The organism is Microbacterium sp. VKM Ac-2923 (assembly GCF_022815605.1).
GTDB lineage: Bacteria > Actinomycetota > Actinomycetes > Actinomycetales > Microbacteriaceae > Microbacterium.
In genome coordinates, this window is sequence record NZ_JALGRP010000010.1 from 133677 (window position 1) to 143798 (window position 10122).

The window sequence follows — 10122 nt, forward strand, 5'->3', positions numbered from 1 at the left end:
CCGCGACGGCCGCGCCGCGCTGAGGCCGCGCCAGGGCGCGCCACACCCGCGACCGTCGCTCCCGCTCATGTACCGCGCCCGCTCGACGCCGCCCCGCGCCGCACCGCCCGTGCCACCCCCGCGATCCGCGGCGTCCGCCAACGACCCCGCACCGGGGCGCCGAATGTGCACCGGGGCGTCCAGAACCCGCCCCACTGCACATTTCACGCCCCAAAGCGCAACCTCCGCCCCCACGCCGCGTCCGCGCCAACCGCGTCCACCCGGCGCCGCACCACCCCCGCGCCACGCGACATGCGCCAGCGACCCCGCACCGGGGCGCCGAATGTGCACCGGGGCGTCCAGAACCCGCCCCGCTGCACATTTCACGCCCCAAAGCGCAACCTCCGCCCCCACCCCACCCGGGGCACGCCCCGCGACGCAATCCCCCGCCCCGCGACGCGGGAAGAAGCCGCGGCGAAGCGCCGGCGCGCTCAGCCGTCGATCACCGCGACCAGCTCATCCAGGAACGCCGGGAACGACGTCGCCCGGCGGACGATCCGCTGCACGCTGTCGCGTTCGCTGAACACCTCGACGAACTGCTCGAACACCGTCTGGAAGGCCTCGCGGTCGGTCTCGCTGAACGCCACGAGCGCGACCACCTGCACGCGGCCCTCGCCCCACGCGATCGAGGGGTCGGCGATGCCGATGGCGATGCGCGTCTTCGTCGCGGTCATGCCCATCGCGTGCGGCACGGCGAGCGCGTCGGTGAACGCCGTCGACGAGATCGCCTCGCGCTCGACGGCACGCAGCACGTAGTCCTCGTCGATCACCCCCTGCTCGACCAACAGCCCGCCCAGGCGCCGGATGACGCCGGCCTCGCCGTCGGCGGCATCCAGGCCCCGCACGAACGCCTCGGGCGCGAAGTAGCGCTCGAGCTCCGCCCGCAGGCGCGCCAGGCGTCGCCCGCGGCGGATGCGACCGGCCGCGGCCTGTACCCGCTCGACATCGGCGTCGGTGAGGAACGGCTGGATCCGCACGAAGCGGTCGCCCGGCCGCGGCGGGTCGATCGTGGTGAGCACGAGGTCGGTGTCGATGGCATCCCAGGCCGGATCGATGCGCGTCTCGACGCCCACGACCTCGATCGCCTGCCCGAGCGAGCGGTCGACGCTCGAGCGCAGCAGTTCCTGCATCTCGTAGTACCCGGGGCACACGATGGTCGCCGTCAGCAGCTGGTCGGCCCGACGACTGCGTTCGAGCCGCCCGCCGACGTGCATGGCGATGTAGGCGATCTCGTCGTCGAGGATCGGGATGCCGAGGCCGTCCTGCAGCCCCTTGGCGATGTAGACGGCGACCTCGAAGATCATCGGATACGTCGACTTCAATGATCGCGTCAGCGGATTTCGCGACCACGCCTGCTCCCGCGAGCGTGCCAGGAGGTTCTGCACGTGCAACGCCAGGCGCAGGATGAAGTCGTCGTGGGCGATGTCGACGAGGAATTCGGATGCCGCGTTCTCGACGACCCGGCGCACGGCGACCTCCACCGTCGGGTCGAGACGCGCGCGCACGTCGTCGCCGCCCGGGGAGCCGGGGGCGACGATGCGGGTGAGCACGAGGGTTGCGAGGTGGCGCAGGTCGCCGGAACCCAGCTGCACGCCGATGTGCTTCAGGGTGAGGCGGTCGAGCAGCGTCACGACGGCCGCCGCAGCGTCGGAGGAGTCGCCGCCCGGAGAGCCCAGGGCGCGGTCGCGGGTGGTGCGGTCGGCGGCGATGGCGATGTGCATGACCACGTCGCCGATGCCGATCTCGTTGACGTAGTAGCCCAGGGCCCCGAGTTCGGCCACCAGCTCGGCCTTGAACGGTCCGAAGGCGCGTGCGCCGACCGAGCGCTCCCCGAGCGTCCGTCGCAGCGCGTCGAGGTCGAAGAGACCGGCATCCATCTCGTCGTGCGCGAGCTTCGACAGCAGACGCCGTTGTGCGACCTCGGTCCCCCGCAGGCGGGCGGTGGATGCCGAGCGCTCGAGCGTCAGCTCGGTGCCGCCGAGCAGCCCGCGCACGCGTGACAGGTCGGCCTCGAGGGTGGCGGGGCTGACGTGCAGCGAGTCGGCGGTGTCGAAGACGTCGATGCCGTCGGCTGCGTCCAGCAGGCGCCGCACGAGGGTGTGCAGGCGGTCGCGTGGGGTGCCGGCATCCGATGCCGTGATCGTGCGCAGCGCCGCGGCCGCGTTGCCGCCCGCGCGGTAGCCCTGCGGCCCCGACTCGATCGCCGCGCCTCCGGGGACGCGGGCGTTGACGGCGGTGACGTAGGAGCGGACGCTGCGGGGGGTGACCCCGAGGGCATCGGCGAGCGACGCCGCGGTCGACCACTCCCCATCGCGCAACAACAGGGCCACGAGGCGGTCTTGGCGAGTCTTCGTCGTCACGATCCGTCCTCCGCACCGCCCCGGTGGGCAGCGTCCTCCTTATCCAACCACGCGCCGGACCGTGCGGCGCCGGTCGCGAGAGCCCTTGCGTTGTGGTTCGCGGGCGGGTCGGGTGAGCGTCGAGACGCGGGGCGACAGCCTCCCGCCGGTCCGCGTCGGCTCGGCTGTCGCAACGGGGAGCCGGTCCGCGTCGCTCGGCTCTCGCAACGGGAAGCCGCCTCACGTCGGGCGGTCGCGCAACATGGCATCCTCCGCCTCCGGGCAACGCGCACCCGGTCGATTCGGCCCGCCCTCCCGGCGAGGACGAGCCTCAGAGCCGCGCGCCGTTCCGAATCTGTGCGAGGGCGTTCATGAACCCCTCGGAGCAGCCGCTGGAACCTGCCAGACGATCGATGGCGAGCTCGTCGACGGGACGACCCACGACCGCGTTCGGAAGCGCATCCGCGAACCGCTGCTGGTACCCGAGGGACGTCTCGTCCTGCGCGGGCGTGGTGATCTCGACGTCGGTCACCGAGCCGTCCGCGATGGTCAGGGTGACGTCGTGGTGCGAGGGCAGGCCGCCGTACCAGCCACGGGCCTGGTAGGTGCCGTCGCGGTACGCACTCGCCGAAGACCCCGCGTCCTGGACGGGGCTCGTCGGCGACGTGCTCTGCGCAGGCCCGCCGGAGATCGGCGGCGTGCTCTGCGCGGGCAGGCCGGAGGTCGGCGCCGAGGTGCAGGCCGCGAGGGCGACACTCATCGTCAGAGCTCCTATCGCCACGGTGCCCGCGCGGTCACGGCGCCGCATCGGACGACTCCGTCGTGGCGCTCCAGCTGGCGAGCAGGCGCAGGCGGTCGGCGGTCTCGGACCCGGGTTCCGCGCCGTAGATGATCAGATTCTGGCCGGGGTCCGCCGGGAGGGGCAGAGCCTCGAAGGTGAGATGGAGATCGCCGACGACGGGATGCCGGATGGCCTTGATGCCGACGTCGTGGGTGCGCACGTCGTGGGATCGCCACAGCATCCGGAACTCGACGCTCTCGCGGTTGAGATCGTCGATGAGCTGCTGCAGGCCCCGGTTCAGCGGGTCGGAGCCGAGTTCGCGCCGCAGGTTGGCGACCAGGTTCGCCGCGGCGGTGTCCCACTCGATGAAGAAGTCCTTGGCCCCCGGGTTCAGGAAGGTGTAGCGGGCGGTGTTGGGGACGCCGTCCGGCGCGTCGTCGTAGAGGGGCGAGTAGGTCGCCCGGCCTAGGGCGTTGGCCGCGACGATTCCCCGCGTCGCCGTGCCGACGAACGCGGGAGACTCGCCCAAACCGTCGAGGATGCGCTGAACGGCGGGCCGGACGAGAGCGCGGACCGGGCGAGAGGCGGTGCGCAGGGGCGCGGTGGTGCCCGTCAGGTGGAACAGATGATCGCGTTCGGTCGGCGTGAGCTGCAATGCCCGGGCCACGGCATCCAGAACGGACTCCGAGACCACGCCGACGGCTCCGCGCTCGAGCTTGGTGTAGTAGTCGACGCTCACCCCGGCGAGCATCGCGACCTCTTCTCGCCGGAGCCCCGCGACGCGACGGTTTCCGCCGTGGGCGGGGAGCTTCGCCTGCTCGGGCGTGATCCGTGCGCGCCGTGACACGAGGAACTCGCGCAGCTCGTTTCCGATCTCCATGCTCCGAGGCTACGACCGGCCCTGCGCGCGAGGGTGGTTCTGCGAGAGCCTGTATCGCTCGGCGCAGCGGGCGTTGACTGGCCGTCGACCCCCTCGGATCGCGACGGCTCGCCCCCGTGCGCCGGAGGGCGCAGCTGAAAGGAAAGACCATGAGCACCATCCCCACCGTCACCCTCAACAACGGCGTCGAGATGCCGCTTCTCGGCTTCGGCGTCTTCCAGATCCCCGCCGAGGACACCGAGCAGGCGGTCGTCGACGCCATCCAGGCGGGCTACCGCCTGATCGACACGGCCGCCAGCTACGGCAACGAGGAGGCCGTCGGTCGGGGCATCGCCGCCAGCGGCGTTGCGCGCGAGGAGCTCTTCGTCACGACCAAGCTCTGGATCCAGAAGCGCGGGGAGCAGGGTGCCCTCGAGGCGTTCGACACCTCCCTGCGCCAGCTCGGCCTCGACTACCTCGACCTCTACCTGATCCACCAGCCCTTCGGCGACTACTACGGCGAATGGCGAGCCATGGAGAAGCTGCACATGGAGGGCCGGATCCGCGCGATCGGCGTCTCCAACTTCGCCCCCGACCGCCTCGTCGACCTCATCCAGTTCAGCGACGTCGTCCCGGCGGTGAATCAGATGGAGACCAACCCCTTCCATCAGCAGGTCGACTACCAGGACCTCCTCGCCGAGGAGGGCGTCGTCCTCGAGGCGTGGGCTCCCTTCGCCGAGGGCAAGAACGACCTGTTCACGCACCCGGTGCTCGTCGAGATCGGCGAGAAGTACGGCAAGGCGCCCGCCCAGGTCGTGCTGCGCTGGTTGCTCCAGCGCGGCGTCGTGTCGCTCGCCAAGTCGCTGAAGCTCGAACGCATGCGGCAGAACGCCGACGTGCTCGACTTCGCCTTGTCCGCCGACGACCTGAGCCGCATCGCGACGATGGATGCCGGCGAGTCGCAGTTCTTCTCGCACACCGATCCCGCGATGGTGCGGTGGTTGGCCGGCCGCGCCGAAGACTGATCCCGCCCTCAGCGGCCGGTATCGCGCCACGCCCGAGGAGACCCCGCGGGCGTGGCGCGCCGTGCGTCACGGCATCCGGTCGACGGCGACGCGGGCCGCGCGCACCGCCGGCTTTCGGACGCGGCGAGCCGACATCTCGCGCCGAAGCCCCCGTACCCGCGTGATCGCCTAGGGAACGACTCGCGTGAGCTCGAGGACGGTCGCGTGCTGCGGGAACTGCACGGGGGGTCGGATGCCGACGGTGCCCCATTCCTGCCCGGTGAGGATGGTCTCCCCCTCCATCCACCCCAGTCGTGACTGGCCCGGGCCGATGTCCCCCCCGGCGGGTGCGAGGATGCGCATCCGGTAGAGGTCGTCCGGGCGGAGTCCGGGGAGGCGGAGACGTCCCGGTGGATAGGCCGCGGTGGTGTCGGTCTGCGAAACGACGAACACCGCGGAGGCCTGGTCGTGCGCCACCATGCCGCGCACGTCGATACCCGGTTCTACGCCGTCGACGTTGACCACGCGTCCGGTGGCGACGAGCGGGCGGAGGCGCTGCGCGAGGGCAATCCACTCGGCGATGGCCGCCGAGTCGACGTCGTCGACGGTAGTGAGGTCCCATTCGACGCCGAAGTGCCCGAAGAGGGCGACGGCGGCGCTGAAGCCGAGGTCGACGGCGCGGTGCGTGGAGTGGACGACGGGGCTGGTGAGGTGCATGCCCATCATCTCCGGGGGGACGACCAGCGCGGTGTACCGCTGATTGGTGAGCCGTTCCGTGGGGTCGAGGCAGTCGCTGGTCCAGATGCGATCGGTGCGATCGAGGATGCCGAGGTCGACGCGGGCCCCGCCGGAGGCGCAACTCTCGATCTCGAGGTCGGGATGCCGCTCCTTCAGCAGATCGATCAGTCGATACAGCGCGAGGGTGTGCGCGCGGACGTGGGAGGCGCTTCCCGGCCCCCCACCGGCGTCGACGAGGTCGCGATTGTGGTCCCACTTCAGGTAGGCGATGGGGTACTCCGCGAGCAGCGCGAGCAGACGTGTGGCGATGTGGTCGAACGCGTCGGGGTGGGAGAGATCGAGGACCTGCTGCTGGCGCGCCGATGGGGGCAGCTCGGTTCGGCTTCGGAGGATCCACTCGGGGTGCGCGCGAGCCAGATCGCTGTCGGGGTTGACCATCTCGGGCTCCACCCACAACCCGAACTCCATGCCGAGCGCGCGCACGTGGTCGACGAGGGGGTGCAGGCCGTCCGGCCACACCGCGGCGTCGACGACCCAGTCGCCCAGCCCGGCCGTGTCGTCTCGACGCCCGTGGAACCACCCGTCGTCCAGGACGAACCTCTCCACCCCGACGCGCGCGGAGGCGTCGGCGAGGCGGAGGAGCCGGTCGAGGCTGTGGTCGAAGTAGACCGCTTCCCAGGTGTTGATCGTCACGGGTCGAGGACGACGGGGGTGCTGCGGGCGCGCCCGCCACTCCGAGTGGAAACGGTGCGCCAGCTCGTCGAGCCCCTCCCCCCAGGAGCCGAGCACCGGCGGGGCGGCGTAGGAGTCTCCGGGTGAGAGGACGGCCTCGCCCGCGGACAGGAGTTCGCCGCCGGCGAGGAACGCCTCCCCCGTTACGGCACGTTCCGCCAGGACGCGGTGGTTGCCGCTCCACGCCACGTGGATGCCGTGGACCATGCCCGATTCGAAGCCGAACCCGGGTCGCCCGACGGCCAGGAGCAGGGTGGCATCCGCACCGGGGCGTCCCCGGCGACTTTCGCGCAGGTGGGTGCCGAAGGTGAACGCGCGCCGCTGGGGCGACCGCTCGCGGAGGTGTCGGCCCGTGGTGTCGAGGATCTCCGTCTGCTCCCACGGGACGGGGAACGAGGCCGTGGCGCTCAGGACCGTGAGGTCGTCCACGCCACTGTTGCGCAGCGTGAGCTGCTGGTGGAGAACGCCGCCCTCCCCGATCGCGACGCGTACGCGGGCGCTGACGCCGGCGTCGGCATCCGCCACGTCGATGTCGACCCCGCCCGCGGAACGCGTGACATCCACGAGCGTGAACTTCAGGCTCACGCTGTGGCCGTCTCGGAGCACCTCGACGGCCGGGGTCCCCAGCCATCCTCGCGCGGGGGTCGGGAGGACGCTCAGCATGCCCGTCTCGTCGAGGCCGCCGGACACCCGCTGGGGGACGGCGGCATCGGCGAGCCGCCTGAGCGTTGCGGGGGTCGAGGCGGTGAGCTCGCGTCCCCAGTGCACGATCGCGGGCCCGGAAGGGGCCGCCGGATCGATCACCACACTGGTGCCTCCCCGGCGCAGATGTACCAGTTCGAGAGCGGTGAGCGTGTCATCGCTCGACGTAGCGAGTGTCATCGGTGACCCTGTCCTATCGGTGCGGCGCGCCGCCGGGCGGCAATCGAGCAGCGGAGTAGCAAAACGTTTTGAGGAAGTCTACGGTCAGGTGCACGGCCGCGCGCAACTCCCGTGGACCCGACGGCGGACCACGGGTCGCCCCGAGCCCGCGTCTAGGGTGGGGTGGCACGGCACCACCGAGAGAGAAAGAGGGCATCACGATGGCATCACGACCATCGCGCCCGGTCGGGATCGAAGACGTCGCGAGGGCGGCATCCGTATCGATAACGACCGTCTCCCACGCGCTGAGCGGCAAGGGTCAGGTCGCCGCCGCGACCCGGGCACGCGTCGCCGATGTCGCCCGCGAACTCGGGTACGCACCCAATCGGCACGCCAGCGCCCTTCGGGGCCGCCGGACGCACATCCTCGGGTTCGTCTCCGACAACATCGCCACCACGCCGTTCGCCACGCGCGTGATCGTCGGGGCCCAGGAAGCCGCCGCGGAGCGGGACCAGCTGCTGGTCGTGGTCAACTCGAACGAAGACGAGGACATCGAGGCGAGACAGATCTCGTCGCTCCTCGCGGCGCGCGTGGACGCGGTGGTGTACGCCCGCATGTTCCACCACGACGCCACGACCCTGCCAGAGGCGATGCGGGGTGTTCCCTCCGTCATGGTCGACACCGCCGACACCGATGGTCGAGTGCCGTCCGTCGTGCCGGACGAGACCCAGATCGGCCGCCTGGCCACGGAAGCACTGGTGGCGGCCGGTCACCGACACATCGCCCACCTGACCATCGACCAGCCCGGTCGCGGCACCGATCTTCGCGAGGAGGGATACCGCAGCGTCCTCGCCGACGCAGGCCTGAGCCCCCTCGTCATCCCCGTCCCCGGAGACGCGGACGCCGCCGCCGGGCGCGAGGCCTGGCGCCGGCTGCGCTCGGTCTCCGACGAGGTGACCGGCGTGTTCTGCTTCAACGACCCTCTCGCGATGGGGGTCTATCAGGCGGCGAACATCGATGGACTCTCCATCCCCGAGGATCTCTCCGTCATCGGCGTGGACGACTTCCGTCCCGTCGCCGAGGCACTGCTGCCCGGCCTGACGACGGTCGCGCTCCCTCACTACGAGATGGGGCGATGGGCGGTCAACAGCCTGCTCCACCTCTTGGACGGCGGCACGCTCGAGGGGCCTGTCGACCACGTGATCCCGGGCGCGCTCGTCACGCGCGGATCCGTGCGCCCGCCTCGCGCCTGACGGCCCGCGGCCCCCGGGTTCCGATTTTCATCGTTACCAGTCCGTGACATAAAACCTTTTGTGGACGGGATTCGATTCGCTATCGTTCCAGCAGAAAACGTTTTGGGGGTGCTTGCGCCCCACACGAAAGGACGAAGTGACGATGCTTCAGAAGCGAATCATTGGTATCGGGGCCGTGACCGCGGCGACCCTCCTGCTGGGTGGGTGCGCAGCCGGGGGCGGCGGCGATGCCGGCAGCGAGGGCGATCAGGAAGTCACCATCATGGGTGCCTTCACCGATGCTCAGGCGCAGGCGTTCCAGGCGGACCTCGACAAGTGGTCCGAGACCAGCGGTATCACGGCGACCTACTCGGGCAGCACGGACTTCCAGACGGCGGTCGTGTCCAAGGTGTCCGCCGGCAACCCGCCCGACATCGCGATCTACCCGCAGCCGGGCGTGCTCAAGAGCCAGCTGAAAGACCTCTACCCCTTCGAAGACCTCGGCATCGACGTCGCCGCCATCACGGCCGACGAGGCCAACGGCCTCGAGACCATCGCCCAGGACGGTGGCCAGACGTTCGGCCTCCCCTACTCGATCAACGTGAAGTCGCTCGTCTGGTACAACCCGGCCGCGTTCGAGAAGGCGGGGCTGACCGTGCCCACCACGGATGCCGAGATGACGGCGCTCGCGCAGAAGATCCAGTCCGACGGCCTGGGCTACCCCTGGTGCGTGGGCATCGAGTCGGGAGCCGCCACCGGCTGGGGCGCCACGGACTGGCTCGAGGAGTACGTGCTGCGCTACGGCGGCCTCGACGAGTACAACAAGTGGATCACCGGCGACGTGACCTTCAACAGCGACCTCGTCAACCAGGCCGGAGAGAAGGTGGCCGCCGAGCTCCTCGCCGAGGGTCAGGTCAACGGTGGCGGTCAGGCTGCCGCTACGACCAGCTTCCAGACGGCCGGCAACCAGCTCTTCGTCGACGGCACGGCCAACGGCCAGTGCTTCATGATGCGACAGGGATCGTTCATCGCGGACTTCTTCCCCGATGACATCAAGGCGCAGATCGCCGACGACGACCTGTCGAACATCAACTTCTTCCAGCTGCCGGCGCCCGCGGGCACCGACAACGCCATGCTCGGTGGCGGCGACCTGGTCGGAGCCTTCAGCAAGGATGACGCCACCAAGCAGGTCGTGGAGTACCTCGTCGGTAAGGACTTCGGCACCAACGGCTACGCCAGCCAGGCCATCTTCCTCTCGCCCCACAACGACTTCGACTCGTCGGCCTACACCTCGGCCTTCCAGACCCAGGCGCAGGAGCTGCTGAAGGAGTCGACGGTGTTCGGCTTCGACGCCTCCGACCAGATGCCCGGCGAGGTAGGGGCGGGCACGGAGTGGCGATTCCTGACGCAGTGGTTCGCGGGGCAGCTCTCGATGGAAGACGCGTTCGACCAGATCGACGCGTCCTTCCCGAAGCAGTAGGACAACCCGGTCCGTACGCGGACCGGGGGCGGTGCCGGCTCGGGGGAGCCGCCACCG

Annotated in this window: 7 protein-coding genes; 3 read left to right on the forward strand and 4 right to left on the reverse strand. The window is 70.6% G+C overall.

Features of this window, described 5'->3' with window-relative positions:
* Window positions 1-470 precede the first annotated feature (470 nt).
* The 3 genes from MT347_RS15200 to MT347_RS15210 all read right to left on the reverse strand — a co-directional run bounded on the left by MT347_RS15200 (window position 471) and on the right by MT347_RS15210 (window position 4039).
* Window positions 471-2399: a transcription antiterminator gene (locus MT347_RS15200; RefSeq protein ID WP_243502139.1), complete on the reverse strand. Its 1929-nt coding sequence runs from the start codon at window positions 2397-2399 to the stop codon at window positions 471-473.
* Between the two features lie 310 nt (window positions 2400-2709).
* On the reverse strand, window positions 2710-3138 hold the full coding sequence (locus MT347_RS15205) for a hypothetical protein (RefSeq protein ID WP_243502140.1): 429 nt from the start codon (window positions 3136-3138) through the stop codon (window positions 2710-2712).
* Between the two features lie 34 nt (window positions 3139-3172).
* On the reverse strand, window positions 3173-4039 hold the full coding sequence (locus tag MT347_RS15210) for a helix-turn-helix transcriptional regulator (protein WP_243502141.1): 867 nt from the start codon (window positions 4037-4039) through the stop codon (window positions 3173-3175).
* Window positions 4040-4197: 158 nt separating this feature from the next.
* Between MT347_RS15210 and MT347_RS15215 the strand changes: the two genes are divergently transcribed.
* On the forward strand, window positions 4198-5043 hold the full coding sequence (locus MT347_RS15215) for an aldo/keto reductase (RefSeq protein ID WP_374206546.1): 846 nt from the start codon (window positions 4198-4200) through the stop codon (window positions 5041-5043).
* A 168-nt stretch (window positions 5044-5211) separates the two neighbouring features.
* Here the strand turns inward: MT347_RS15215 and MT347_RS15220 are convergent, their stop codons facing one another.
* On the reverse strand, window positions 5212-7374 hold the full coding sequence (locus MT347_RS15220) for an alpha-galactosidase (RefSeq protein WP_243502143.1): 2163 nt from the start codon (window positions 7372-7374) through the stop codon (window positions 5212-5214).
* Between the two features lie 200 nt (window positions 7375-7574).
* On the opposite strand from MT347_RS15220, the gene MT347_RS15225 reads away from it, so the two are divergent.
* Together MT347_RS15225 and MT347_RS15230 are read left to right on the forward strand one after the other, a co-directional pair.
* The gene (locus tag MT347_RS15225; RefSeq protein WP_243502144.1) at window positions 7575-8606 is read left to right on the forward strand and encodes a LacI family DNA-binding transcriptional regulator; all 1032 of its coding nucleotides are present in this window, start codon (window positions 7575-7577) and stop codon (window positions 8604-8606) included.
* 142 nt (window positions 8607-8748) lie between these two features.
* Entirely contained in the window at window positions 8749-10065 is a 1317-nt protein-coding gene (locus MT347_RS15230; protein WP_243502145.1) for an ABC transporter substrate-binding protein, read from the forward strand.
* The last annotated feature ends 57 nt before the right edge of the window (window positions 10066-10122 follow it).